This window comes from Bacteroidales bacterium (genome assembly GCA_013141385.1).
In the GTDB taxonomy this organism is placed as follows: Bacteria; Bacteroidota; Bacteroidia; order Bacteroidales; family Tenuifilaceae; genus UBA8529.
In genome coordinates this window covers 1-24504 of record JABFRB010000038.1, presented here as the reverse complement: position 1 = coordinate 24504, position 24504 = coordinate 1, and the positions used below count along the sequence as shown (strand labels likewise).

Sequence of the window (24504 nt, the reverse complement as noted above, 5' to 3'; positions counted from 1 at the left end):
AATTCTATTTTTTAAATTATAAATTAAGAAAAAAATGCTATGTTTCATTATAAAAAAATCGATAAATACCATACAACATTCAAACAACGCATACTGTCTACATATCAATGTATTCCATAAATAAATATATTAGTAAAACAGATTCGAGTTTTTGTATTGTTGCCAGAAAGGTTGCTTGTTTAGTATTAGTAATCCTTTTTTACTCATCAACACTAGCCCAAAATTTTAAAAAGGAGAAAGTGGTATTGCAGCTAAAATGGAAAAATCAGTTTCAGTTTGCTGGATATTATGCTGCTTTAGAGAAAGGTTACTACAAGGAAACTGGACTAAATGTAGAGATTAGAGAAGCTAATGAATCAACCTCAACAACTAATGAGGTGTTAAATGGTGGTGCACAGTATGGAGTTGCAAATTCAGAACTGGTAGTGTATTACATGGAAGGCAAACCCTTAGTGGTTCTTGCTTGTATGATGCAAAACTCGCCATCGGCATTACTTGTAAAATCCTCCTCGAACGTTTTTGTCCCAAAAGATTTAGTTGGTAAATCAGTTGAAATCGATAAGGACAAAACGGGAATAGATATATTCACAATGCTATCTAAGGAGGGGGTTAACGTTAATCAGATTAATGTAAAGAGTGTTACATTTTCGCTAAACAATCTATTAGCAAACAAAATTGATGCATTAGCCGTTTATACTACAAACGAACCGTTTTTTCTCGATAAGTTTGGCATTCCTTATAGGCTGATTTATCCCAGAAATTACGGAATTAATTTCTACTCGGATTGTTTATTTACGTCCAAAGAGGAAGTTGACAACCACCCCGATAGGGTTAGAAAGTTTAGAAATGCCAGCATTAAGGGATGGAAGTATGCACTCGATCACCCAGAAGAGATAATAAATATTATTCAATCAAAGTACCAATCCATAAAAACTGCTGAGTATCTTTTACGTGAATCGGAGCAAATTCGCAAATTGATAAACCCTGAGTTCATAGAAGTTGGACATTCAAACAGGGAGAGATGGTTAGATATAGTAGAAATTCTCTCCCAACAAGGTTTTATCGAGCATTACAAGGATATTGATGAGTTTTTATATAACCCATATGAGTCAAAAGAACCAATAAGTAAACTTGTTCTTGAACTTATTCTAGTTTGTTTGGTCATAAGCCTAGGCCTTCTTATCTACTATATTATCAGGTTAAGAAAATCGTTATCCGCTAATAACATAGAGTTAGAAAAATTTATCCATCAGGGTGAACTTCAAAAAATTGAGCTAAAGCGATTAAGATCTGAGGTTAAAAGGTTAAATGATATAGTGAATTCATAAAATCTGTGTATCCAACTTTTCAACTACTAATACAATAAGGTGTTACCTCCTATTAATAGTATATAAATAGAAATCCTCAACCGTTTTCCTTGCCCAGTCAGTTTTACGAAGGAATTTCAGGCCTGATTTTATGCTTGGATCTTTACTAAAACAGTTTATTCGAGTTCTCTTCGATAGTTCATCCCAGCCATAATAATCAACCAAATAGTTAAGAATTGACTCTAAGGTCTTGCCATGAAGGGGGTTATTGGGTTGTGATTCCATTGAAAACTAAAATTATTCGGAGCAAAGATAGCTGTTTTAGCGTTTTGCTCTATGAAATGTTAGGGTTTTCGAAGCCTTGTCTGTATCTACAAGAATGAGATAAATTTAGACCCTGAGCGAGCCGCGAAACCCTCTAACACCATAGTAAGATTCTGCACCATTGTGATACACAAATACATGGTCGTAACGACGATCACAAAAGAGTGCACCACCGAGTTTTCTAATCTCAGCAGGTGTTTTCACCCAACTCGATGTTTTAGTATCGAACTTTCCAAGTTTCTGCAACTCACGATATTGCTCCTCCGTTAAAAGTTCAATACCAATGGCAGCGGCCATATCAATAGCATTATTTTCTGGTTTATGTTCTTTCCTTGATTCCAACCCTTCACGATCATAACAAACACTTCTGCGGCTTTTAGGGCTTTCCGCTGAACAATCATAAAAAATGTATTCTCCAGTATCTTTATCAAGACCAACAACATCTGGTTCACCGCCAGTTCTTTCCATCTCACTGAGCGACCACAGTTTTTCAGCATTACCTTCCAACCTTGCTTGTAGTTTAGCCCATTCAAGACCTTTATGGCGATTTATGTTTTTCTCAAAACGAGCTTTTAATGCTCCTATTAGTTCTTCACGTTGTTCCGATGACAACTCCTTTTTATTTTCCATTGTCATAATGTATTATTCTGATTTGCTTACAATATCTTGCAATTGGTTATACCCCAACGGTTGCTAAAAACGGAGTGGTGGTAAATAGCAACACATCTATCCACTGTTAAACTATTACTAAAGCACTAAAAATCTTCATACCTGCATTTCAATCCCATTGGATAAACCACATATTAGCAGTTCATTGTTTGTTATTAGTCATTCAATTCCATTTCTAATAATGCTACATTTAAGTTTCTGTTTTGAATTGGCAATTCAGTTGAATTTGTAGTTTGGTAGTTTTCAATAAATTCAAATCCAAATGACTTATAATAGTCTATGATTTTTTCATTATCCGCCCAAGTGTCCATTCTTATAAACTTTAAGGCGTTTTGTCGGGCATGTTGTTTTGCCCAATTCATCACTTTTTCAAATTGATTTTGCCCTTTAAAGGCTGTATTTACAACAATTCTGTGTAAATAAATCGCATCATTCTTATCTTTATCACGCCAAATAAAAGGGTCGTTATATTGGATGCTGAAAATGCATAAAACATTATCGTTCTGGACAATTTTATATTGAAGTTGGTTTTCAATATCTTTTTCTAATCCATATTTATCAATTTCCGTCCAAACTTTATACCCATTTTTTCCGTTTTGCTCCATAGCTTTTTCAAAAAGCCAGATTACCTTATCCCAATCATTTTTGGTAGTATTTACAATCTTTATATCGTCAGTTTTATTTGTTTTCATAGTAAGTATTAGTATAGCAATTCTTCTTACAATGAGCGCCAACAACTGAAACCATAACAAGCAGATGATTGCGTGATACCTAACTGTCAGCCAACACAAATGCACATGTGGGCGACAAAACCATAAATTATATAATTCACCCGCTAGTTGTTATAGTCTTTGTTAGTGATTCGTTTTTTTATTTCTTTTTTTTTCATCAAGTCTGAATTTGCAAATGTCTTCAATAAGTTTCTTAGGCAATTCTTTATCAAACGAGAACTTTATTGAACCTTTTGCGAATACAAAATCACGAAGTTGTTCTTTAAATTTAGCTATCCCTGAAGGCGTTGGATAAAATTCGATATGATTTGGGAAAAATGCAAAGTACACCAGAATACCATTGTATTTGTATGCGGGCATATTATAACTTATTATCTCCTCTGCTTCCGGAATGGTTGATTTTATATTGTTTCGCAATTCTGAAAATTGTTTTGAATGCTCTTTAGGAATATGTCTAGAATAATCATCAACAGACACAAATTTATAATTTGCCATTTATTTGTCAACTTTTATGTTTTCAATTTTGCCAAGGGTTGTGGCACAAACAATAACCCAAACTGCACAACAAATTATTACTAATCTGCCAAACCAACCTATTGGTGTTTCTGGAGTTAACATTCCATTGGTTTTACTCAGATATACTCCCATTGCAGATATTAGAGATATTTCGGTTGTCCAAACAAGTATTGTACTTATTAATATCGGTTTATTAAATGGCTTAAACCCTTGTTGTTTAATGAATTGCCAAAAAATAAACATAGTTGCTAAAATCATGAAACCTAATAATCCTGCTGCCGCTCCGTGTATTTGTCCACTTAGTGTCATTTTTTCGGAGATGGTACCTGCAGGGTCTGTATTAAAAAATCCAGACAGTAAATTCCCAAATGAGGATAAAATTAATAACCAACCACCAATTTTCGCTCCAGTTTGCGATATTTCTTTTACGATATACCATCCCAAACTTAGAAACGATATTCCTAAAAGTATAAAAGCAATGTTCAAATACTTTATATTACTCTGTTACAGGAATGAGATATTCCTATAAGGTCTTTGTTCTAAAATTTTCAAGAATATAATGTCAATTAAGATTCCCATTCCTCACCAACTTGCAATTATTGCACCCATTGTAACCATTACAATCAGAGAACAAACCACTTCAAACAACCATAATTTATAATTTCGCCCCATCCAAATAACCTCGATAGATGAAGAGGTTACCAAAAAACCAAACCATAGCCAAACAGCTAAAATCACTCCACCCCAAACTCCATTTCCACCTAAATATGGTGAGGAGGACGCAAATAAATATATTACTGCCAAAACTAAAGCGGTTATAAATTGAACCAAAAAATTCCACAACATTTGTGGGATCATATCTTTAAACTTCTCGTTACCTGTTGGATGAATATTCGCTAATTTCATCCATAGCTTTCCAGTCAAAGGACCGTGGAATAAAAACCCCAGAACAAAAGCTACTACTGCTGCAACACTTACAGCTGCTAAATTGATTGTCATATTAGTTTTCTGTTTTAGTTGTTAGTAATATTTATTTTTTTCCTGTTTTCTCTTTAATATTGGCAGTTGTCTTACAATGACCTCCAATGGATTCCTTAATTGTTAGCGGTTGTTATTCTTACTTTCGTGTACCAAAAAATTCTGCTTCCATCTTAAATGTTTTTCCACCGTCAGAACTACTTTCACCCATCCAATGAAAAGAATTAGTTTTAATGTCAGTAAAACTCCATCGCATTATATTTCCACCGTCGTCCCTTCCCTCATGTATTATGTCATTGCCTACTTTTTTTGCAACCAGCTGATCCGATGCACCACTTACTGGATTGATCCAATGTATTCGCCAAGCTTGTATGGAAGAATCATAAAATCTAAGTGTACTTCCATAACGATTTCCTTTCCTCGATGAATAAGGAGTTCTCTCACTTCGTTTTGGTGCTATCCAAACATCTTGAACTGCTCGTCCTTCTAATATCCAAGAAAAATGCCACTCTCCTTCTGTTTGTAATTTGTCACCATTATCTAAATAATCAATAGCTGTTACTTTCCAACTGCCAATGAGCCAGTCATACAATTTAGCATTCTCTCCTAATTCAGAAGAAGGTTTATCTGAAATCAGAGCGGAAGAAAAAACTTCTTGCTCGTGTAATTTTGTTTTCAAATTGTCTGTTGGAAATACTCTCTGCCAAATGCCAGGGTAGTTAAGTACAAATCCATTTTCATCAACTTCAATATTGGAAGTAAAACCTGAAACCAGGTTTTCATATTTATAAAATCCATTACCAAGATTTGTATATCGCTGTTTCACCGGTTTACATTGCGTTGTAGGTAAATCAATATAGATTACATTGATTTCTTTGGATGAACCTTCTGGCAAATTCAACCTGTTAATTGGCAATGTGTTTGTAAAGGGGGTTAAGGAAATGTCAATATCGGTACATTCATTAAAATTAGATAAGATTTCACACTTTTCATTCACCCATTGATTATTTTTATTTTTTTGGAATGATAGTGTAAAAGAAGAGTCAGACAGTAATTCAATATGAAAAGCTTCAATTTGCCACTTAAGATCAATCGTAAGTTTGTACGAAACCTGAAATAACTTTCCGAATCCTTCTCCGGTTATGTGTCCATCTACAATAATAGAACTATCTGACTTAATAGTTGTAAATTCAGTAGTATTAATATAACTACTTTTCCATACAATTGTTTGGTTCTTGTCTTTTATTTGAGCATTCATGATAAATGGTAAAAATGTTAGAATTAAAATTATTTTCATGTTACTTAGTTTAGTATCTGTCCATTCATTACTGTGCCATTCCAATTTTCATTTCTTGAACAGCCTTTTCGCCTTCTTTGGTTATGCCCATTATTTCAGTAAAAACTCCAATCTGTTCACGTGTATCGAAAAACACAATTTTAGCTATTGGCGTGTCGAAACTGCTTACCACAGTAAAGCCTTTATTCTCAAACTCTGAAATTATATTATTAAGGTTAGTGATGGGTGTGCTGTATGCAATATGATGGATTCCGCCTGTTGGATTATTATCAATGTAATCCTTAAAAATACTTTCCCCTGAAATTGGCTGAATGAGTTCAATAAATGTCTCTCCTGAATAAGTCATAGCAATCAGGTTTTCTGCATCAGAAGGTTCACCATAATAGGTTGCTTCATACTCTTTTAGGTGAGATGTAACTGTCGGGCTAAAATTGGTAACACCAAGCATTTCCAGAAAGAAAGTTTTTGATTTCTCTACATCTTTCACCACCCAGGCAATTTGCGTGGGTGTTAGTTCATTGGTGTATTTTTTGATAGTCTTATCCATTTATTTAATTTTATTGTAATTTTTTATTCATGGTTGTATCCCTTAGCATGATCACTAGCATATTTATCCTCGCATTTGATATATGAGATACACTTGAACCAAAATGAAAGTCAGTCCAATAATTCTAACTGACAGATATGACTCATCGGTTGACATAATGCCAACCGATGAGTCCTATAATCCGCTTAATTCCAAATCAAGAGACAAGGTTCGCTTGATTTATTTAAGTGAAGCTTTCAATTTCGTTATTGTGTCTGCTCCGTAATAACTGCATCCGGCTTTTATCAAATCCGGTTTAATATCGAGTGCTTTAATTGTTTTTGAAACTACGGCGCCGGATACACCCAACTGTGCCGCAATTTTACCGGCTGTTAACAATTCTGGTTTTTCGTTTTTCATACCATCAAGTTTTTAAGTTGTTTTATATAGAAGAGTAAAAAAAATGCATTTTCCCTGATTACATTTTGCCAAACCCTATGTTAGGCGTTCGTTGTTTTTCGTCAGTTACTTTTGTCCGTTATATTTCGAAAAATCTACCATCCATTCAATACCGAATTTGTCTCTGAACATTCCAAAATATGTACCCCATGGACTGTCGCCAATAGGCACTTCAATATTTCCGCCTGCTGAAAGTCCGCTAAATAACTTGTCGGCTTCTTCACGACTTTCTGCGCTAACAAATATTTTGGATCTGTTTTCATTTTCATTTACTTGACCCATACTTTCCGGAACGTCATTGGCCATTAAAAAGTTTTTTCCAATTGGCAAAGCAATGTGCATTATCTTATTTGCATCATTTTCTGCCATCGGGAATTCAAAGCTTGATAAATCTTTGAAGCGTTTAATCATCGCGAACTCCCCGCCAAATACTGATTTGTAAAAATTGAATGCTTCTTCGGCATTTCCATTGAAGTTAATGTGTGGATTGATAAGTGCCATAATTTTTATTTTTTAAATTGTTTTTCTATGATTTATTTTTCTTTTATCTAAAATCTTTTAGGCGAAATATTTGTGTGCATGATGTCGCAATACAGTGACGCCTAACGGATGGCGGTTAGTAGTTTATTGTCCTAATGGCTCATAATAAAGCGTGATTGCACCAGAGCTAAAGGTTTTAGACTTTATAAGTTTAAGAATAGTTCTGTCGTTTATGTTTTCAAACAACGGTAAACCGCCTCCTACTATAACAGGGTGAACACAAAACTGAAATTCATCAATCAAATTGAGTTTCATTAGTTGAATAATTAAACTTCGACTGCCAACTAAAATATCTTTGCCCGATTGTTGTTTGAGTTCTAAAACTTCTTCTTCAAGGTCTCGATTTGCTAGCTTTGCGCTTTCCCATTCTACATTTTTATGCGTGTGGGAAAAAACTATTTTTGGGGTTTTATTCATTATCACTGCAAATTCGTCCGTTGCTTTTTCACCGGTAGGGTTTTCCGCTACCGCTTTCCAATATTCCATAAGTTGGTAAGTTATCCTTCCATATAGAACGGTGTTTACGTTGCTTAACAGGTCGGCATAATGCTGAAGTAATTCTTCATCGGGGATACCTGCCGTATGGTCGCAAAACCCGTCAAGTGTCATGTTTATTGCTGCAATTACTTTTCTCATATTTTAAAATTCGTGTCAGTTAAACTTTGGGTGTCGTCCTACAATGACCGCTAACACTGAAATATGAACAGTCAATGAGTTTCATCCTTCGGAATTGCCATTACTCTTGTTTTCAAATTAGTTTTGAATTAATAGCTAAATTTGATTGCTTGTTTCGTAATGAAGGCAAACTACTCCGGAAGCAAATGTTTTGCTCGTCAGGAGTCTCAGTTTAATTTCGTGTGAAAGGTTTTTGAATAGAGGATTGCCTTGCCCAAGCAAGATTGGGTTGATGAATAGCCAGTACTCATCGATTAAATTTTCCTCCATTAATGAGTGCGCAAGGGTTGGACTACCAAACATGACAATCTCTTTTCCCTTTTCATTTTTCATTTTTCTGATTTCTTCTGGCAAATTCTTATTAATAAGCTTCGCATTCTTTATTTCGGAGCTTTCTAGTGTCTTTGAAACAACAATTTTTTGAACGCTGTTGTACCATGCCGAATGTTCAATGTCGTGTTTGGTTGCATTTGGCTGATCGGCTGCCGTAGGCCAATAAGCCTCCATTATTTCGTAAGTTCCCCGTCCATAAAGGGCTGTGTCCGATTTCAGGGTTTGCTGTCCGGCAATGTCGAACATTTCTTTATCTGCCAAAACCCAATCCATTTGTCCCTTCGAATTTGTGGTAAAACCATCCAGCGAAATGTGCATGAATGAAACTAATTTTCTCATTTTCAGTATTTTTTTGCATTCGATTTATATTCACTTCATATCAGAACTTCGGCATAAAAGCCATTCTGGTTCAGCAATCCAATAATGGTTTCATTTGAAATGTGTTCAACTTCAACCCTCAAAATCTTATCGCAATCTTCCAAATCAAAATTGATTTTGCCATCAGGAACATGACAAATAATCTGATTTATAATCAATTCGGAGTGCTCAGGCTGCTCTACGTTTGTTTTGAAAACCTCAACCATATCGTTTGTAGCTACTGTTTGTAGTTCGTTGTTTTTTTGTCACTTATTTTAATTTCCATTTTTTTACTATCTCAGCATTAAAGCCATCTCCGGCTTTAGGATTAGGTTGTCCCTTGCCAATAGTTATCAAGTCGTAAAGGCTTTTTTTTATGTAGTTGTTCCAAGCATCATAGCAAATTTTATAGCATTCGTAATCTGGAACCAATCCTTCGTGGGTGAATAGCAACTTAGTCTTGCCACCTTTGCTGGAAATTCTAAAGATTAGTTTCGTGTTTGTCCATTCATTTTTGTCTTTTGTAAAACTAAATTGATTGTCAACCACGTGGTAAACTAATTCTTTGTAGGGAACTAATTTGATAAGTTTTATTTTACATAGATGAACATCTTTGTAGTGGTAAAAAAACACTTCATCAAGTTTCTCTGTATCACCTTCAATTTCTTCGGACCACCAAGCACGAAAATTTTTGACGGCTTCAAAAACTACTTGTGGTTTTTGCTCAACCCAAATGGTTGCAGTGTAATCTTGCTTATCCATACTTGTCAATTTTGTAAAATTTAAATCTTATTAGGTTTCACCTTCTTATACATATAAATTGTGACAGGTCTGTATTAGTGCATTGAAATGCCCAATAGAAGTACAGATGTTGAGTATGCAATCGTCAGCCCTACTATTGCCAAACCAATGTTAGGGACTCGTTGTTTATATTTCCCGGATATGGTTATTTCAGATACTCCTCAATAACAATTTTCTTCTGCTTCATCATTACCTCCCAGGAATTTGGCCTACTCATCAGTTCACCCAAATTCTCAGGTAACACTTGCCAGCGAAGTCCAAATTTGTCAATACACCAGCCGCATTGAGATTCTTCGCCATCATTGGTAAAATAATTCCAATACTTATCAATCTCTTGCTGATCCTGACAGTTGATAGTAAATGACAAGGCATCGTTCAGTGGATGATGCTCTTTCTCAGTACTCATTAGAGAATACTTTTGTCCAAAAATTTTCACATCACATATTTCTGTATTTCCACTAGGTGTTTCGCCAAGAGGCATGATGTTTCCCTCTTCAAAATTATTGCTAAAAATATTTTTGTAATATTCTACAACTTTTGAAATTTTACCACCTTCGGTATTAAACCAAAGACTGGGAATAATTTTGTTATAGTCCATAGTTTAAAATTTAAAGGGTTATAAATTTTAAAATGCACCATTCTCGTTTGGTATACTATTCATGACTTCATTTGAAACTTCCCATTCTTCAATAATTTTTTCATCTTCGAATCTGAAAAAATGAACGAGCGCAATCCAATTAGGTGCATTATCAAATTTTACTTTAGCATGAACTGCTACTAAGCTGTTCTCTTCTAAAGTCCGCAGAACAACAAATTCAGTTTTTACATTTTGCATACCCGATTTGATGGCTGTTAGAAAAGAATTTCTGTCGCCTTTAAAGTGCATATTGTGATGTATAAAATCGGTATGAATGTATTTTTCAAAAGCCACATCTACACGTTGAGATGTAAGCATTTTTAAAAAATCAATGGCTATTTCTGTTTTTGTCATAATTAGATTTAGATTTAAAAGTTAGATTTTCCGCTGATTTTTGCTCATCTGCCTGCTTATCAAACCATAAAAACGGGTTGATCTTTTGAATCCCGACATCCTTCAATCTTTGATTTATTTCAGTTTCTAATTTTGATTCCATTGTTTTAGTTTTTGTTTTTTATAAAACATTTTCCTGAAAACAAAGTTCAAACATTTTGGTTATTAGATGAGTAACAAAAAAGTCAATTTTCGGGGCATTTAAGACAAAAAGGTATTAAGTTTGCAAAAAGCAGAAAAATGAAAAATTTAGGATTGATTGTACCCACTGATTACAAGCTGTTGAGTATAGCTGCAATTTTAGATGTATTTGAAACAACTAATCGTGTATCTGCTGAAAATAATCAGGAAATACCGTTCAGAATTCATGTAGTACGAACCCCTGAACTAATTGAAACAGAGGGAGCGTTATTTCATAATTACCCGGTATTGTCATTACAGACGGACCTCAAGGCAGATATTGTTCTGATACCTTCATTTACTACGACTGATATGTCGGACACGCTTTTAAAGAACCAGAAATTTATTCCATGGATCAGAAGCCAATACCTTGAGGGAGCAGAAATCGCAAGTTTTTGTACCGGGGCATTTTTATTTGGTGCTTCGGGTTTACTCGATGGAAAAATGGCCACCACACACGTTGATGCAAGTAGCCGGTTTGCAGCCTCATTCCCATCTGTTATTTTAAAACCTAATCAGGTAATAACTGTTGATGGACGGTTTTACACCAGCGGAGGATCAACTTCAACCTTCCATCTGTTATTGCGAATTGTTCAAAAATACTGTGGAAACGAGATGGCTATTCGTATTGCCAAGATTTTCGCCATTGATATGGATCGCTATAACCAAAGCTATTTTGGCACTTTTGTACCCAGCCATAACCACAATGACGATTTGGTAAAAATAGTTCAGGATAGAATCGAGACTAAATTTCGCGAGATAGAAACGATTGAAGAGATTATTAAAAGTATTCCCTCGAGCAGAAGAAATATCGTTAGGAGGTTTAAACTTGCAACCGGGGTGCCGCCAATTGAGTATTTGCAAAATGTGCGTGTTGAATCGGCAAAGAAACAGCTGGAACAATCCAATCACAATATTAATGAGATTGTTGAACAAAGCGGCTATTCCGACCCAAAATCGTTCCGAAAAACGTTTGTTAAAATTGTTGGAATGTCACCTTTGGAATACAGGAAAAAATTCAAGGTTGCGTAATTTAATTGACCCTTAGGTATAATTGAGCTATTTCGGTGTCTTAAACTTGCTGCCATCAATTGCATATTGGTCAAGTTTGGAAATTTTTGCCTAACTCGCAAAGAACACTCGATTGAAACCGTTTTCTTATCCTCTGTTAGTAAAGTTAACAAAAACTGCTAACCTCCAAGAATGCATTCACGTAAAAACGAGTGTAAAAAAATCTCTATTCTGTACTTGATATAATTGAAATTGATATGAAATGGAAAATTACAAGTGAGTTTTATACGTTTAGCTAATCTCAGGCACAAGCCTGATAGAATGTATTCGACCTAGGCGCGAAGATTAAGCCGAACAAGGGATTTCTCTACAATTAAAGGTCTATGGAAATATTAACTTTACCGCCAAGACCTTTCTCTACAAATTCAAACAAAGTGCCTAAAGTAATGTTACTACCATCATTTTCTACTCTAGAAATATAAGTTCTCTTCTTGTCAATTAGCTTAGCAAGGTCTTCCTGGGTTAGGTGACGTGATTCGCGTGCTTTTTTAAGTAGTAAGCCTATTTTAAAGGCCTCGGCTTCTCTTTCAAGATTATCTCTTCTTTCAGTCCCCTTTTCGCCGTAAACCTTATTCTTAATCTCCGACCAAGATGTAAGTTCTTTATTATCCTTTGCCTTCATAGTATTCTTTCATTAAATTTAACGCCATTTCAATTTCTTTCTTCGGAGTCTTCTGGGTTTTTTTATGGAAACCATTCAGCAGAATTACTAACCTACCTTTGTCGAAGAAACAGAATACTCGCCATATATTATCTCCAAGCTGAATTCGTGCTTCATAAAGGCCTTTAATTCCTTCTAAATGCTTAAGATAGTTGCTAGGAATTCTTTCAAGTGTTTCGATTGCTTCAAGTACTTTGAACACCTTGTCCTGAACCTTTTTCGGTTGTTGAATCAAGAACTCTTCAAAGTAGTGTTTATAAGCAACAATTTCACGGATTTTTTCCATAAACTATCTTCCGATTGAACGCAAAGGTAACTTATAAGTTACACACTTACAAAAAAGATTGGGAATTTCGACAAAATTATGTACCACATCGTTTACAAGTTGATTGCGTTTGTGAGTTTGAACTACATCTTCATTCCTCCGTTAGCAAAAAGCTGCGAACTCACAAGAACATATTCGCTCGAAAATGAGCGCAAAAAAGAACTCTATTGTTTAATTGATATGAAATGGAAAATCACCAAATGAGTTCTATACGTTTGGCTTATCTCAAGTACAAGCCTGATAGGATATTTTCGACTTAGGCGTGCAGGCTAAGCCTGAACGGGGGAAAGCAAGATTATAGCTTTTTATGTTTCAAATCAATACTTTCTATTTCGTAAACATCAGCATTAATACACTCAAATTTATCGGGATAGAAAATAGCTAAATTATAACCTTTGCTATATAAAGAACTCTGAAATTCAACACCATCAAAACCTATTGATTTTATAAATTCTGACAAATATTGAGTTGGAATATAATCGATTTCTTTATCCAAACGACGAATTGGAAGAGATAATTCCTTTTGAAGCGTTTTAATAAAAGGTACATATACAATATAATCATCAATTGCCTCCTCTTCTGACCAACTAATTGGGTCATAACTAGGTTGTCGTAAATTTAGTACTTTAACATCTTCAACAAGTCTAAAATCTCCAATTGAAACATAATCATATAAAGTTGCACGTGCTTCATAAATCGAAGTGACGACATCATCTGCTAAGTATAAATATGAAATACCTTTAGGGTTAGCTCTACCTGCAGTTGCTTTTTCCTTGGGAGGATTACCCATGTTGCTTTTATTATAACCTAGTTTGTCAGAAATTCTACTTCGGTAAAAAATACGACCTTTCTTTAATAAGGTGTGAAAAGATTCGTTTTCAAAAAACTTTTTAAGTTTTGGTAATTCAATAGTGTTTTTAATGTGAAATCTATTAATGTATCTTATTTCATCTTTGAAACTTGACCATATATTATGTATCTGCTGGGATTGTTCAAGATGAAGCCCATCTTTAAGTGTCGATGAAACTTTATTGGTAAATAGCTTTTCAAACTCCTCAAGTTCATCAGAAACAATTGATCTTAGTAATTCTGTTTTATTTTGAACAAGATTGCTAAATATTGAATTATTAAAATCTTCTTCAATTGCACTAATTATGTCAGAACCAAATTCATCATTTAGTTCATAAAGGTTTAAAATATTTCTAAAGAAAGGAATTAATTCACGAGGAGTATATATAGAAATATCCTTTGTAGAACAAAAATCACAATCTCCTTTTCGTGTATCGGTTGATATAATATTGTATAAGTAAGGACTTGAAAAACAATTACAACAGCAATTCATTTTAAATCAGTTTTAATACGAGTTCAATATGGTGCATTATTGAAAGTTTTTTAATACTACCTAAGCCTGGGAAATGACCACTTTGGTCTAGTTCTCTGAAAATATTCATTGCTTTTGTTTCAATACGATTATTATCACTCCATTTTATTAATTTTCTTAAAGCTTCAATAAATTTTCCTCCGGTATCAGAATTATCATCATTTGAATCTGAAACAAAATGTTTAATTCTTATTTTGTTTTCAGTGTCTGTATATGATATATGTATCGCCACAGCAAAAGGGAGGAAGCCTGATTCAGAATAATTATCACCAATCGTTAAGAAATCGGAAAAGCCATTATAGCCATCTTTTGAATAATACAAATGTTCTTCTGAAAATTGACTATCCTGTACTGTTAAATAATCAGCATTCTTTGTTTGAGATATAAAAAAATCTTCTAGACCTACAAGTGTATTGCTGTCAAATTCCCGATAATATCTTCTGCTCGTTTTCTGAAAATAAATAACATTATAGGTAGTTGAGTAATATTTTGAAATGCTACTAATTAAATTTGAAATATTAGGTCTTATTGCATTATGTATTAAAGTTACGCCAATAAATTTCAAATTGTATCTATTTATTAATTCAACTAAACTTATAATATCTGTTTTTTCCTCAACTATTACTGCAAGCTGATAGTTTGAGTAACTGCGTAGTTCTTCTTGAACAATAAGAAGTATATCTTTAGTTGATTTAGTTAAGTCCCCAATAGTAGGATTAATTATTAAGTTAAAATTAATATCCTTTTCCATTAACTCTTTTAGAGTTGTTCTTAAAGTAGAGGAATTCTTAACTGGTTCAATTATTGGAGATATTTTTTTCGAATATTTTGCTAGAATATCACTGGTTTCACGAAGCGCAATTAATTCAAATTGCTTTCCTCTAAGGTAAGGGAAATACATATTATATTTTTTGATTTAAGAAACTATATAATTCAATATATTCATTTTCAGTCATGTTTAGTGAATAACAAATGTGCTTTAATTCGTATGGAGTTTGTTCAGATTTTAAGAAATTAGGACATTTCAACTTTCTTTCTTTTAATTTTTGAAATGCGTATTTTTGGAATAAAGCAACATCAATCGACCGAATTAAATTTAAACACTCCTTGAATATTTGGGTATTAGGCACATCAGGAATACCACCGAATAAATCATAAATAATTTCAAGATATTCTTGCTTTCGAAGGGTTTTGAATATTGTTAGATGATTAAAGGTGGATACGTTTTCTTGAGCAATCTTAATCTCTTTAAGCGCATTCTGCTGTGTTATTTCTATAATGCCAATAGTTGAGTTATTATACTCTGAAATGAGTTTGGCAATAAATTTATGATTTGATACTATATAGACTTTATTTGCAAATTGACAATAATCAGATAGTTGTTTCTTTAATTTTTCTAAAGAATCAAATTCAGTTTTTATTTCAAAAATACGTGCCTCACCATTTAAAAGAACAAAATCTGCTATGGAGTTTCCAATTTTAAATTCATTAATGATTGTGGTAGTGTTTAAACTATACTTTCCAAGAAGCAATTTATTTATAAGTACATTTTTATATAAATATTCACTTTTATAATTATCCTGCATTTCTTTGTACAAGTACTCTAGTAACTCACCCCTATTGTAAATCGTGTTTGTTTTTAAATGTTTATTAAATCGCTTGTCAACAAAAGAATAGTCTTTCTCTCTAACAACTTTTTTAAAGTTAGATGGGGAGAAGATCTGAGATAAACTTCTTAAACTTTCAATATCATTCTTTAACTCTATCATTACACAAATATAAATATTAATAGCAAAAATGGTAATATTAAAAATTTATAAAGATTAAACTATCTTGTTATCAATCGTTTAATATAAAACATCTTACGCAAGGAGCGACAATAAAGGCCAACGTTCCGCAAATTGATTGCGTTTGGAAGTTTGGAACTACATCTTTATTCCACTATTAGTAAAGCAACCAAAAAGCGTTAAAAACTCCAAATGCGTCATCAGCCCCAATGCAATAAACTTGCTGTCGATTTGCGCTTTTAAATACTTAAGACTTTTTCTTTATCGAATAAATTATTATCCAAATACTAAATCCATGTATAAAAGAATTTAATAAATAATTAATCCAAACCTTACCCATAATGACAGGTATTAATCCTAATATAAATTGATAAATCCATATCAAACCTGCTAAAAAAATCAAAATGAAAATTAAAACAAATAAAGTGTCCCAATTAAATGTTTTCTCAGCAAATATGAAAATGATAGGAAAACCAATTAATACGACAATTAGAATAAAAGAGGAAGATAAGGTATGCCAAAGTTTAGACCTTGAAACAAAGGTCGTTTCCTTTTTTTTAGGAGTTGATTCTTTTTTCAGTAGTTGAATATTTGATGTGTCATTAAATGGTTTAGAATTGATTATTCTTTCGACAAAGACGGTGTCTATATGTATTTGTGCTTTATGTTTCTTAATGTCAAAATCCTCTTTACTGAATAATTCAAAGAAAGACTTAATTATGTTTTTTCTCTGTAAAATATCTTCCTCTGCTTCATTTAAGGAGGAGAGTATCGCAGGATTTTCGGGACATTCTCTTTTTAATTTTTCTATATTCAATAATTGATTAATCTTTTGATTGTTTGAATAATAAAAAGAGAATCCTAATAAATTGTCTATAAAGAATATAACTAAAACAAAAACTATTATCCCGAAAAACTTCGTAGTTGTCGAATTTGTTTTATCAGTAAAGAATTTTAATATTTCCTTTAGTATATCCATTGTAAGTATTTATTATAATGCAACATAACTCATTCATATATAACCATAAAGTATACTTATGCCTGAAATTAAACTGTATAAAAACCTTCTTGTTAATCCCTATCCCAAAATTAACCAAAATAACAACCCATCCAAAAGAGATTTTTCTTCTGTAGGTTTAATAATCATACTAAGTTTTCACCCACTTTGGGTGCTTTGTGGTTATCTCGTTTGCTATCGATAAAATCACCATTATTTAATATATTTGCAACCTCAAATAATGAACAAAACAATGTCGGCTCAAAAACCCTCTATACCCAAAGGAACTAGGGATTTCACACCAATTGAGATGGTTCGGAGAAACTATATCTTCGATATTATCCGCTCAGTATTTAAAACCTATGGGTACTTGCCCATCGAGACCCCAGCAATGGAGAACCTTACAACTCTGCTTGGCAAGTACGGTGAGGAGGGCGATAAGCTGCTATTCAAAGTCCTAAACTCTGGCGATTTCACAAAAGATATCGATCCAAAACTTTTAATACATGGTAACCCCAACCCATTATCTATCGCAATTTGCGATAAAGGTTTAAGGTACGATCTTACCGTACCCTTTGCTCGGTTTGTGGTAATGTACCAGAACGAGATAACATTTCCCTTTAAAAGATATCAGATTCAACCTGTTTGGCGTGCCGATAGGCCGCAAAAGGGTCGTTACCGTGAGTTCTACCAATGCGATGTTGATGTTATAGGCTCTAACTCGTTGCTAAACGAGGCTGAGCTTGTGATGATTATCAACGAGGTGTTCACTAAATTGGGCGTTCGCACGGTTATAAAAGTTAATAATCGTAAGATATTAACTTGGATTGCCGATTTTATTGGCTTCCCCGATAAGCTTATTGATATTACCATTGCCATTGATAAGATTGATAAGGTGGGTCTTGAAGGTGCAATTGCTGAACTGGAGGGCAAAGGTGTTTCGAAGGAGGGTATCACAAAGTTACAACCAATCCTAACTTTAACCGGGAGCAATCCTGGAAAGATTGAGAGACTTCGCAAGATGATTGTGGATTCGGAGGTTGGGCTGAAGGGCGTTGCCGAAATGGAGGAGTTTTTCGATTATCTTGAGGCACTTGGAAGAATCAAAACCGATGTTGAACTCGATCTTTCGCTTGCACGTGGGTTGAACTACTACACCGGTGCTATCATTGAGGTTAAAGCAAAAGATGCTGAAATTGGCAGCCTCTGCGGTGGTGGTCGCTATGATGATTTAACAGGTATCTTTGGGTTAAAGGATATGAGCGGCGTTGGCGTTTCGTTTGGGGCAGATAGAATCTATGATGTGATGCTTCAGCTAAATCTTTTCCCAGAAAATTTGATATCATCAACCCAAGTTATGTTTACCAACTTTGGGCGATACGAGGCCTCATACTGCCTTAACGCAATACGTAGCGTAAGGGAAAAGGGCATTAGCGCAGAGCTCTACCCCGATTCAACCAAGCTTAAAAAGCAGTTCGATTACGCAAATAAGCGAAGCATTAAGTTTGTTGTAATTGCAGGAGAATCGGAGATGCACAACCGCCAGTTCTCGGTTAAGAACATGATTACAGGCGAACAAGAGACGATACCATTCAATAGTTTGACAGAATACTTGCTTGGAAAAATAAACCAAGCATAATTTATCGATTTTCAGAAAATGCTTACAATTTCAAACAAAAAAGCAAGAAACAAAAAAGTGAACTCCACCAGAGTTCCCTGAGAACTTCTCATATCAGCCCAATAATTACTGCACGCTAACTTTACTTAAGGTTATTTAAACGCTAGCAGGGCCTTCGGACTCTGCTAGGTTAACTGACTTGTTTGACCTTCCAGATTCGTAAGAACTGGAAGCGTCAATAGTAAAATCGTTAAATCAACAACATTGATTGTAGAATTATAAAACATGCTTTGGGCTTATTTTATAATTCACATTGGCATAATAATATCAAAATCAAAACTTTCAAATTTCATTACTAAAATGAGTAAAGTACATTATATCTCCCCAAAGCCATTAACCTACGAGCTAATGGAGGATTTGGCAAACAATCATTATAAACTCGAACTATCGGATGAGGCGATTGGTTTGATAACCAAATGTCGTGAGTATCTCGATAACAAGATGCTGAATGAACATGCGCCAATCTACGGGATTACAACAGGATTTGGCTCGCTTTGCAATCGGAATATATCAAAGGAGAAGCTATCGCAACTTCAACGAAATCTTGTGATGTCGCATGCATGTAGCACTGGAGATGAAATTAATCCAGAGATAATAAAACTGATGCTTTTCCTTAAAGCACATGCGCTATCGCTTGGTCACTCTGGCGTTCAGATTGTTACGGTTCAACGGATCCTCGATTTTTATAACAATGATGTGCTTCCTGTAGTATATGATAGGGGTTCGTTGGGTGCATCGGGTGATTTGGCGCCACTTTCAAATCTCTTCCTCCCACTGCTAGGATTGGGAGAGGTTAGATATCAAGGCAAAAGGTATGAGTCCTCAGAGATAATGAAGAAGTTTGGCTGGCAGCCAATCGATCTGAAGTCGAAGGAAGGATTAGCACTTCTCAACGGAACGCAATTTATGAGCGCACACGGTGTTTACGCCATGCTTAAAGCATTTAGAATAATCAAATTTGCCGATATTATTGGTGCACTTTCGCTTGAAGCTTATGATGGTAGGATTGAGCCATTCCATGAAAATTTACAGAAAGTTCGTCCACATCAAGGGCAAATTGAAACAGCTCTTAATTTTAGAAAGATATTGGAAGGCAGCGAGCTAATTGCACATCCTAAAAAACATGTTCAGGATCCATACTCCTTCCGCTGCATGCCTCAGGTTCATGGTGCTTCAAAGGATGCTTTGAACTACGTTGCAAATGTTCTACTAACCGAGATTAACTCCGTTACCGATAACCCAACTATATGGCCCGATGAGGATTTAATCCTATCGGGTGGTAACTTCCACGGTCAACCACTAGCACTATCCTACGATTTTATGGCTATAGCGCTATCGGAACTTGGAAACATCTCCGAAAGACGTGTTGTTCAGCTAATATCTGGGCTAAGAGGCCTACCCGAATTTCTGGTTTTCAACTCAGGTCTTAACTCAGGTTTTATGATACCCCAGTATGCTGCTGCATCAATGGTTAGCCAGAACAAGCAACTTTGCACACCCGCCTCGGTTGATTCAATAGTCTCGTCGAATGGGCAGGAGGATCATGTAAGTATGGGAGCAAATGCGGCAACAAAACTGCTTAAGGTTGTTGATAATACAGAGAGGATTCTGGCTATTGAGCTGTTCAATGCTGCGCAAGCTTTAGAGTTCCGCCGTCCGGCTAAAACATCACCATATTTAGAAGATTTCATGGCTCAGTACCGCGAAATTGTTCCGTTTATTGAAGAGGATAGAATTATGTATATTGAGATGGATAAAACGGTTGAGTTTATTAGGAATGGTTCGTTCGGGAAATAAATTTTAAATGATTGTTCGCAATAATTTCTGATGAAGAATAAATAATCCAAATTGTCATTGCCTTACGGCGAACTCGCGAAATACGCTCGGTTTCTGCGAACCGTTAGCTCATGAGCGAAGCGAATAATGCAGGAACTGACCGAAGGGAAATCAGCGGAGCTAATCCAGTTATTTATAATCTAGATTCCGGGACTTCGCCCGGAATGACAATGGAATGTGTTTTGTTTATAGGTAATATAAAAGGTACGGATAAATTTTAAATAGATATAGAATTGCAAAGAACCTCGCTCATTCGGGTGGGGTTCTTTTTTTGAATATTACTCAACGCAAAAACATCGAATAAAACACAACAGAATTTTTCAGCAACCAAGATCTTAACATGTTGTCAGCAATCCCACAAACTAATTCCAATGAGATCTTTGTGGGTATATCTTACTAAGAATCGTTTTTTTCTATATTTTATAAATTCTAATTTAGATTAATTTGCTAAATATGAATTGAATATAATCATCATCCTTTAAATAATAAAACATTTTAATAAGATATGCTAAATTAAAATTGCTTCTTTTTACAAAATGGCGGTACTTAGTTTTCGAATTAATTACTTATTCTTTATTAACCTAACCCTAATCAAATTTATTATGAAAACTCAAAAATGGATTAAATTAGCATTTATTGCTTCATTAGCAGTTGTGCTTTTTCAAAGCTGTTCAAAGGATGAAACTAACGTTCCTGTTTCTGACAAACCTTCTTTTACAGTAAGGCCAGATTTTGCAACCTTGGATACCAGACCAGCTGAGGTAATTGCACAGTATCAGGTTACTGAAAAAAACGCTGAACCTGTTAAACTTCTCGATCATGCCACAAAAGCTAAATACGCTGTGGTTGTAGGTATTTCAGATTATGCTGGTACTGTAAATGATCTCCAATATTGTGATGATGATGCTGTTGATTTTAAAGCACGTTTACAAACCGAGGGATACAGCGTAACCATCTTATTAGATTTAAATGCAACCAAAGCAAACATTGAAGCTGCTATAAACACATTAGCAAGCCAATCAGTTGCTGGCAATGAAATTGCATTCGTATACTCTGGTCATGGCAGTAGCGGAAATATTATTTCAACCGACATGTACTATATAAACAACTCATGGTTTAAAACAAAATTTGCTGCTGCTACAAGTACTAAAATGATGTTTAGCTTTGACGCCTGCCAAATAGGTGCAATGACTACAGCGCTTAACGCTCCAGGTAGAATCGTTATAGTTGCTTCAGGCACAAGAAATTATTCTTATGATGGTGATGCCACCATGAAGAATGGAGTATTTACATACTATCAAATGAAAGGTTACGATACACAAGGTTATATTTATGTTGAGAATGATTCACAATATGCTTGTGACCAAATGAAACTATGGGCGGCTTCAGTGCATGTTAAAGTTACTCCATCTTATGTTGATTCTTACACTGGTAATTTTGATTTATAGAATCTATTAGTTTTATACATAACTGGACTTTGTATAGATTAAGCATTAACTGTTTTACCTAAAACTTCAACCTACAAAAAAGGAGTTGAACCCTAGAGATCCGGACTTATTAAAAGTTCGGATCTCTTATTAAACTCAAAACCGCTTTATCTAAATAAAATCATTGCCAACTTTCACTTTGCTCTGTCTTTTATAGAATAAATAGATTTCAAATAAATGCAAATTTCTTAAACCCTAAAACGATGAAAAACAATTTATCTAATTCTATTGTCTTTGCAACTATATGTTGCTCGCTGCTAACAATCAGCTGCAGTAAAGAAGCACCAGAAGGCGATAAAACTGTTACCCAAACTACAGTAGATCAAGCCAATCCTAAGAACGAAAGTTCAGGAATTATCACCCCCGAGGATCAATTAATCTCTTTTTCAGCCAAACATTATCAAAAAAACGATTCCCAAAACTCTAAGTACGGATGTCCCGCACATAAGAATTTTGTATATACATGTGCAAAAAAATTAGGAATTATAGAAAGCAGGGCAATAATCATGCGTAATGCAGCAGAAATGCCTGATACTTATCAGTCTGGACTTGATAACGCATACAACCAACAATGGTCACATGCATATATAGTTACGAGTTTATTTGGGAGTATGCAATGGCTATGGGGTGATGCTGATGACGATTTCTACGACAACCTGAATGGAGATGGTGGAGAACTCGAAAGTCCAGAAGGTTACAACGGGATGTATGCTGGATATTACTATGCAATAGGCAATCGTGATCTTGGAGATTGGTATGTAGGGTATGCTTGTCATTATATAACCGATGTTTCCTTTGTGCTTCACACTTCATTCCCTGGTGCTTACATGGCTTTACACCATTTTGATTATGAAGCATGGATAGATAGTAATTGGACAGCAGGCCATAACTTTTCACAGGTTGTAAATAATGTAGCAAGTTCGAGTTTTTATACTATTACAGATGCTAAAGCAGGTATACGTAGTGCTGTAAGAGCATCCAACTACACCTTTAGCACCAATCCAAAACTTGCGTGGGATAACTATGTATCAAGTGGATTTCCAACAGGTGCTGGAACGGGTAATAGCAATTGCGTATACTATACAAAGAAAATGATTGAAGAGGCAACAAAATGGACTGGTGGTGCCATTAAATATGCTTTGAACAAATACAATAAATGGTAGTAACAAATAACTAACCCGAAGTAACTAACACATAGAAACTATTTATTTAATTGCCTTAGACGTCAATACCAATATATTGAAATTGATACAGCACACTAAACAACCTCGCTCCCTAGAGCGAGGTTTCTTTTTAATATTATACAAGAAAAAATAAAGCATGTATTTGACAGACCTATGAACTAATTCCAATATTAAACATAAGAGATACACCTTGCCAAGAATCGCTTTTTTCTATATTTTAAAAACCAATAAATACATTAATTCGCTAAATATGAATTGAATATAATTAGCATTTTTTTCAATAATGCATATATTTAATAAATTATGCTTAATAAAAATTGCTTTTTTTTAAAAAATAGCGGTACTTAGTTCTCGAATGAATTAATTATTTTTTATTAACCTAACCTAATCAATTTTTTTTATGAAAAATTTAAAATGGATCAAATTAGCATTTGTTGCTTTATTAGGAGTTGTTCTTTTTCAAAGCTGCTCAAAGGATGAAACTATCGTTCCTGTTTCTGACAAACCTTCTTATACAGTAAGACCAGACTTTGCAACTTTGGACACTAGACCTGCTGAAGTAATTGCACAGCATCAAGTTATTGGAAAAGACACAGAACCAGCAAAACTTATTGAAGAAGGTACAAAAGCTAAATACGCTTTAGTTATTGGTATTTCTAACTATTCTGGAACTGCAAATGATCTTCAATATTGTGATGATGATGCTATTGATTGGAAAAACCGTTTGATAACTGAAGGTTACTCAGTAACATCTTTAATTGACCTAGCTGCAACAAATTCCGCTATTCAATCTGCATTAACTACTCTTGCTAGCAGATCAATTGCAGGTAATGAAATAGCTTTTGTTTACTCAGGTCATGGTAGCAGTGGAAATATTATTTCAACCGATATGTACTACATTAGTAGTTCCTATTTTAAAACTAAATTTACTAATGCAACAAGTACCAAAATGTATTTCACATTTGATGCTTGCCAAATTGGCGCAATGAAAACCGCTTTAATTAAAACTGGTAGAATTGTATCTGTTGCTTCAAACACCACTCTTTATTCTTATGATGGTGATGCTACAATGAAGAACGGTGTATACACATACTACCAAATGAAAGGTTATGATACACAAGGTTACATCTACGTAGAAAATGATTGCAGCTATGCTAACACCCAAATGATAGCTTGGGCTAATGCTAGAGGCCTTTCAGTTGCTCCTTCTTACTCAGATTCATACACTGGAAGTTTGAATTTATAGTATTCAATGTCGTTGACTTAAGAAAAAAAGATAAAAATTGTTCTTTGAAATAGTAGAGTTTAGGTTATGTTTATTACATTAGGGGTATAATATAGGTCTCCCAGAGAAAGCCTACGAAAACTATGAAT

At 34.5% G+C, this 24504-nt stretch carries 31 protein-coding genes; 8 read left to right on the top strand and 23 right to left on the bottom strand.

Annotated elements, in window-relative coordinates; translation table 11 throughout:
* The first annotated feature begins 107 nt into the window (after nt 1-107).
* A complete protein-coding gene (locus HOO91_18620) occupies nt 108-1328 on the top strand; it encodes an ABC transporter substrate-binding protein (GenBank protein NOU19575.1) in 1221 nt (406 codons plus the stop codon).
* Nucleotides 1329-1370: 42 nt separating this feature from the next.
* Here HOO91_18620 and HOO91_18615 read toward each other — a convergent pair whose 3' ends face one another.
* The 17 genes from HOO91_18615 to HOO91_18535 all read right to left on the bottom strand — a co-directional run bounded on the left by HOO91_18615 (nt 1371) and on the right by HOO91_18535 (nt 10646).
* Nucleotides 1371-1592, bottom strand: a complete 222-nt coding sequence (locus HOO91_18615; protein ID NOU19574.1) for a DUF2132 domain-containing protein — start codon at nt 1590-1592, stop codon at nt 1371-1373.
* Between the two features lie 105 nt (nt 1593-1697).
* Nucleotides 1698-2267, bottom strand: coding sequence for a DUF4256 domain-containing protein (locus tag HOO91_18610; protein ID NOU19573.1), 570 nt, complete (start codon nt 2265-2267; stop codon nt 1698-1700).
* Nucleotides 2268-2455: 188 nt separating this feature from the next.
* Nucleotides 2456-2992: a GNAT family N-acetyltransferase gene (locus HOO91_18605; protein ID NOU19572.1), complete on the bottom strand. Its 537-nt coding sequence runs from the start codon at nt 2990-2992 to the stop codon at nt 2456-2458.
* 162 nt (nt 2993-3154) lie between these two features.
* Entirely contained in the window at nt 3155-3526 is a 372-nt protein-coding gene (locus HOO91_18600; protein ID NOU19571.1) for a DUF1801 domain-containing protein, read from the bottom strand.
* Complete coding sequence (locus HOO91_18595) at nt 3527-4033, bottom strand: DUF998 domain-containing protein (protein NOU19570.1); 507 nt, start codon at nt 4031-4033, stop codon at nt 3527-3529.
* A 96-nt stretch (nt 4034-4129) separates the two neighbouring features.
* Nucleotides 4130-4546 (bottom strand): DUF1761 domain-containing protein, encoded by a 417-nt coding sequence (locus tag HOO91_18590; GenBank protein ID NOU19569.1) that lies wholly within the window; start codon nt 4544-4546, stop codon nt 4130-4132.
* 118 nt (nt 4547-4664) lie between these two features.
* The gene (locus HOO91_18585; protein ID NOU19568.1) at nt 4665-5822 is read right to left on the bottom strand and encodes a putative glycolipid-binding domain-containing protein; all 1158 of its coding nucleotides are present in this window, start codon (nt 5820-5822) and stop codon (nt 4665-4667) included.
* Between the two features lie 28 nt (nt 5823-5850).
* Nucleotides 5851-6369: a hypothetical protein gene (locus tag HOO91_18580; protein NOU19567.1), complete on the bottom strand. Its 519-nt coding sequence runs from the start codon at nt 6367-6369 to the stop codon at nt 5851-5853.
* 219 nt (nt 6370-6588) lie between these two features.
* On the bottom strand, nt 6589-6768 hold the full coding sequence (locus HOO91_18575) for an HTH domain-containing protein (GenBank protein NOU19566.1): 180 nt from the start codon (nt 6766-6768) through the stop codon (nt 6589-6591).
* A 105-nt stretch (nt 6769-6873) separates the two neighbouring features.
* Complete coding sequence (locus HOO91_18570) at nt 6874-7308, bottom strand: VOC family protein (protein ID NOU19565.1); 435 nt, start codon at nt 7306-7308, stop codon at nt 6874-6876.
* Between the two features lie 123 nt (nt 7309-7431).
* A complete protein-coding gene (locus HOO91_18565; GenBank protein NOU19564.1) occupies nt 7432-7983 on the bottom strand; it encodes a dihydrofolate reductase in 552 nt (183 codons plus the stop codon).
* A 135-nt stretch (nt 7984-8118) separates the two neighbouring features.
* Entirely contained in the window at nt 8119-8694 is a 576-nt protein-coding gene (locus tag HOO91_18560; GenBank protein NOU19563.1) for a dihydrofolate reductase, read from the bottom strand.
* A gap of 35 nt (nt 8695-8729) precedes the next feature.
* Nucleotides 8730-8939, bottom strand: coding sequence for a hypothetical protein (locus HOO91_18555; protein ID NOU19562.1), 210 nt, complete (start codon nt 8937-8939; stop codon nt 8730-8732).
* Nucleotides 8940-8982: 43 nt separating this feature from the next.
* A complete protein-coding gene (locus HOO91_18550; GenBank protein ID NOU19561.1) occupies nt 8983-9474 on the bottom strand; it encodes an SRPBCC domain-containing protein in 492 nt (163 codons plus the stop codon).
* A 184-nt stretch (nt 9475-9658) separates the two neighbouring features.
* Complete coding sequence (locus HOO91_18545) at nt 9659-10111, bottom strand: VOC family protein (protein NOU19560.1); 453 nt, start codon at nt 10109-10111, stop codon at nt 9659-9661.
* Between the two features lie 27 nt (nt 10112-10138).
* Nucleotides 10139-10504: a nuclear transport factor 2 family protein gene (locus tag HOO91_18540; protein ID NOU19559.1), complete on the bottom strand. Its 366-nt coding sequence runs from the start codon at nt 10502-10504 to the stop codon at nt 10139-10141.
* A complete protein-coding gene (locus HOO91_18535; GenBank protein ID NOU19558.1) occupies nt 10479-10646 on the bottom strand; it encodes a hypothetical protein in 168 nt (55 codons plus the stop codon). Before HOO91_18535 ends, HOO91_18540 begins: the two co-directional genes overlap by 26 nt.
* A 137-nt stretch (nt 10647-10783) precedes the next feature.
* Between HOO91_18535 and HOO91_18530 the strand changes: the two genes are divergently transcribed.
* Nucleotides 10784-11755 (top strand): helix-turn-helix domain-containing protein, encoded by a 972-nt coding sequence (locus HOO91_18530; GenBank protein ID NOU19557.1) that lies wholly within the window; start codon nt 10784-10786, stop codon nt 11753-11755.
* Between the two features lie 352 nt (nt 11756-12107).
* On the opposite strand, the gene HOO91_18525 is transcribed toward HOO91_18530, so the two are convergent.
* The 6 genes from HOO91_18525 to HOO91_18500 all read right to left on the bottom strand — a co-directional run bounded on the left by HOO91_18525 (nt 12108) and on the right by HOO91_18500 (nt 16927).
* Nucleotides 12108-12416, bottom strand: coding sequence for a helix-turn-helix transcriptional regulator (locus tag HOO91_18525; GenBank protein NOU19556.1), 309 nt, complete (start codon nt 12414-12416; stop codon nt 12108-12110).
* Entirely contained in the window at nt 12400-12741 is a 342-nt protein-coding gene (locus HOO91_18520) for a type II toxin-antitoxin system RelE/ParE family toxin (protein ID NOU19555.1), read from the bottom strand. Before HOO91_18520 ends, HOO91_18525 begins: the two co-directional genes overlap by 17 nt.
* Nucleotides 12742-13075: 334 nt before the next feature.
* Complete coding sequence (locus HOO91_18515) at nt 13076-14122, bottom strand: RES family NAD+ phosphorylase (protein ID NOU19554.1); 1047 nt, start codon at nt 14120-14122, stop codon at nt 13076-13078.
* A gap of 1 nt (nt 14123) precedes the next feature.
* Nucleotides 14124-15062, bottom strand: a complete 939-nt coding sequence (locus tag HOO91_18510) for a sce7725 family protein (protein NOU19553.1) — start codon at nt 15060-15062, stop codon at nt 14124-14126.
* Nucleotide 15063: 1 nt separating this feature from the next.
* Nucleotides 15064-15930, bottom strand: a complete 867-nt coding sequence (locus tag HOO91_18505; GenBank protein ID NOU19552.1) for a sce7726 family protein — start codon at nt 15928-15930, stop codon at nt 15064-15066.
* Between the two features lie 265 nt (nt 15931-16195).
* On the bottom strand, nt 16196-16927 hold the full coding sequence (locus HOO91_18500; GenBank protein NOU19551.1) for a hypothetical protein: 732 nt from the start codon (nt 16925-16927) through the stop codon (nt 16196-16198).
* 271 nt (nt 16928-17198) lie between these two features.
* Here HOO91_18500 and HOO91_18495 point away from each other — a divergent pair, with 271 nt between their 5' ends.
* The 6 genes from HOO91_18495 to HOO91_18470 all read left to right on the top strand — a co-directional run bounded on the left by HOO91_18495 (nt 17199) and on the right by HOO91_18470 (nt 24376).
* Nucleotides 17199-18584 (top strand): histidine--tRNA ligase, encoded by a 1386-nt coding sequence (locus tag HOO91_18495; protein ID NOU19550.1) that lies wholly within the window; start codon nt 17199-17201, stop codon nt 18582-18584.
* 339 nt (nt 18585-18923) lie between these two features.
* Nucleotides 18924-20420, top strand: a complete 1497-nt coding sequence (gene hutH, locus HOO91_18490; protein NOU19549.1) for a histidine ammonia-lyase — start codon at nt 18924-18926, stop codon at nt 20418-20420.
* A 110-nt stretch (nt 20421-20530) separates the two neighbouring features.
* Nucleotides 20531-20680: a hypothetical protein gene (locus HOO91_18485; protein ID NOU19548.1), complete on the top strand. Its 150-nt coding sequence runs from the start codon at nt 20531-20533 to the stop codon at nt 20678-20680.
* A 381-nt stretch (nt 20681-21061) separates the two neighbouring features.
* On the top strand, nt 21062-21907 hold the full coding sequence (locus HOO91_18480; protein ID NOU19547.1) for a caspase family protein: 846 nt from the start codon (nt 21062-21064) through the stop codon (nt 21905-21907).
* 242 nt (nt 21908-22149) lie between these two features.
* Nucleotides 22150-23109: a hypothetical protein gene (locus HOO91_18475; GenBank protein NOU19546.1), complete on the top strand. Its 960-nt coding sequence runs from the start codon at nt 22150-22152 to the stop codon at nt 23107-23109.
* Between the two features lie 421 nt (nt 23110-23530).
* The gene (locus HOO91_18470; protein ID NOU19545.1) at nt 23531-24376 is read left to right on the top strand and encodes a caspase family protein; all 846 of its coding nucleotides are present in this window, start codon (nt 23531-23533) and stop codon (nt 24374-24376) included.
* The last annotated feature ends 128 nt before the right edge of the window (nt 24377-24504 follow it).

Bases quoted from the DNA above. Each gene is read 5' to 3' on its own strand.
- HOO91_18540 (NOU19559.1), bottom strand. From the start codon at position 10,504: ATGACAAAAACAGAAATAGCCATTGATTTTTTAAAAATGCTTACATCT.
- HOO91_18560 (NOU19563.1), bottom strand. From the start codon at position 8,694: ATGAGAAAATTAGTTTCATTCATGCACATTTCGCTGGATGGTTTTACC.
- HOO91_18590 (NOU19569.1), bottom strand. From the start codon at position 4,546: ATGACAATCAATTTAGCAGCTGTAAGTGTTGCAGCAGTAGTAGCTTTT.
- HOO91_18555 (NOU19562.1), bottom strand. From the start codon at position 8,939: ATGGTTGAGGTTTTCAAAACAAACGTAGAGCAGCCTGAGCACTCCGAA.
- HOO91_18495 (NOU19550.1), top strand. From the start codon at position 17,199: ATGTCGGCTCAAAAACCCTCTATACCCAAAGGAACTAGGGATTTCACA.
- HOO91_18515 (NOU19554.1), bottom strand. From the start codon at position 14,122: ATGAATTGCTGTTGTAATTGTTTTTCAAGTCCTTACTTATACAATATT.
- HOO91_18500 (NOU19551.1), bottom strand. From the start codon at position 16,927: ATGGATATACTAAAGGAAATATTAAAATTCTTTACTGATAAAACAAAT.
- HOO91_18615 (NOU19574.1), bottom strand. From the start codon at position 1,592: ATGGAATCACAACCCAATAACCCCCTTCATGGCAAGACCTTAGAGTCA.
- HOO91_18605 (NOU19572.1), bottom strand. From the start codon at position 2,992: ATGAAAACAAATAAAACTGACGATATAAAGATTGTAAATACTACCAAA.
- HOO91_18565 (NOU19564.1), bottom strand. From the start codon at position 7,983: ATGAGAAAAGTAATTGCAGCAATAAACATGACACTTGACGGGTTTTGC.
- HOO91_18520 (NOU19555.1), bottom strand. From the start codon at position 12,741: ATGGAAAAAATCCGTGAAATTGTTGCTTATAAACACTACTTTGAAGAG.
- HOO91_18480 (NOU19547.1), top strand. From the start codon at position 21,062: ATGAAAACTCAAAAATGGATTAAATTAGCATTTATTGCTTCATTAGCA.
- HOO91_18550 (NOU19561.1), bottom strand. From the start codon at position 9,474: ATGGATAAGCAAGATTACACTGCAACCATTTGGGTTGAGCAAAAACCA.
- HOO91_18585 (NOU19568.1), bottom strand. From the start codon at position 5,822: ATGAAAATAATTTTAATTCTAACATTTTTACCATTTATCATGAATGCT.
- HOO91_18470 (NOU19545.1), top strand. From the start codon at position 23,531: ATGAAAAATTTAAAATGGATCAAATTAGCATTTGTTGCTTTATTAGGA.
- HOO91_18505 (NOU19552.1), bottom strand. From the start codon at position 15,930: ATGATAGAGTTAAAGAATGATATTGAAAGTTTAAGAAGTTTATCTCAG.
- HOO91_18475 (NOU19546.1), top strand. From the start codon at position 22,150: ATGAAAAACAATTTATCTAATTCTATTGTCTTTGCAACTATATGTTGC.
- HOO91_18580 (NOU19567.1), bottom strand. From the start codon at position 6,369: ATGGATAAGACTATCAAAAAATACACCAATGAACTAACACCCACGCAA.
- HOO91_18510 (NOU19553.1), bottom strand. From the start codon at position 15,062: ATGTATTTCCCTTACCTTAGAGGAAAGCAATTTGAATTAATTGCGCTT.
- HOO91_18600 (NOU19571.1), bottom strand. From the start codon at position 3,526: ATGGCAAATTATAAATTTGTGTCTGTTGATGATTATTCTAGACATATT.
- HOO91_18545 (NOU19560.1), bottom strand. From the start codon at position 10,111: ATGGACTATAACAAAATTATTCCCAGTCTTTGGTTTAATACCGAAGGT.
- HOO91_18620 (NOU19575.1), top strand. From the start codon at position 108: ATGTATTCCATAAATAAATATATTAGTAAAACAGATTCGAGTTTTTGT.
- HOO91_18525 (NOU19556.1), bottom strand. From the start codon at position 12,416: ATGAAGGCAAAGGATAATAAAGAACTTACATCTTGGTCGGAGATTAAG.
- HOO91_18485 (NOU19548.1), top strand. From the start codon at position 20,531: ATGAGCGAAGCGAATAATGCAGGAACTGACCGAAGGGAAATCAGCGGA.
- HOO91_18575 (NOU19566.1), bottom strand. From the start codon at position 6,768: ATGAAAAACGAAAAACCAGAATTGTTAACAGCCGGTAAAATTGCGGCA.
- HOO91_18610 (NOU19573.1), bottom strand. From the start codon at position 2,267: ATGACAATGGAAAATAAAAAGGAGTTGTCATCGGAACAACGTGAAGAA.
- hutH (NOU19549.1), top strand. From the start codon at position 18,924: ATGAGTAAAGTACATTATATCTCCCCAAAGCCATTAACCTACGAGCTA.
- HOO91_18535 (NOU19558.1), bottom strand. From the start codon at position 10,646: ATGGAATCAAAATTAGAAACTGAAATAAATCAAAGATTGAAGGATGTC.
- HOO91_18530 (NOU19557.1), top strand. From the start codon at position 10,784: ATGAAAAATTTAGGATTGATTGTACCCACTGATTACAAGCTGTTGAGT.
- HOO91_18570 (NOU19565.1), bottom strand. From the start codon at position 7,308: ATGGCACTTATCAATCCACACATTAACTTCAATGGAAATGCCGAAGAA.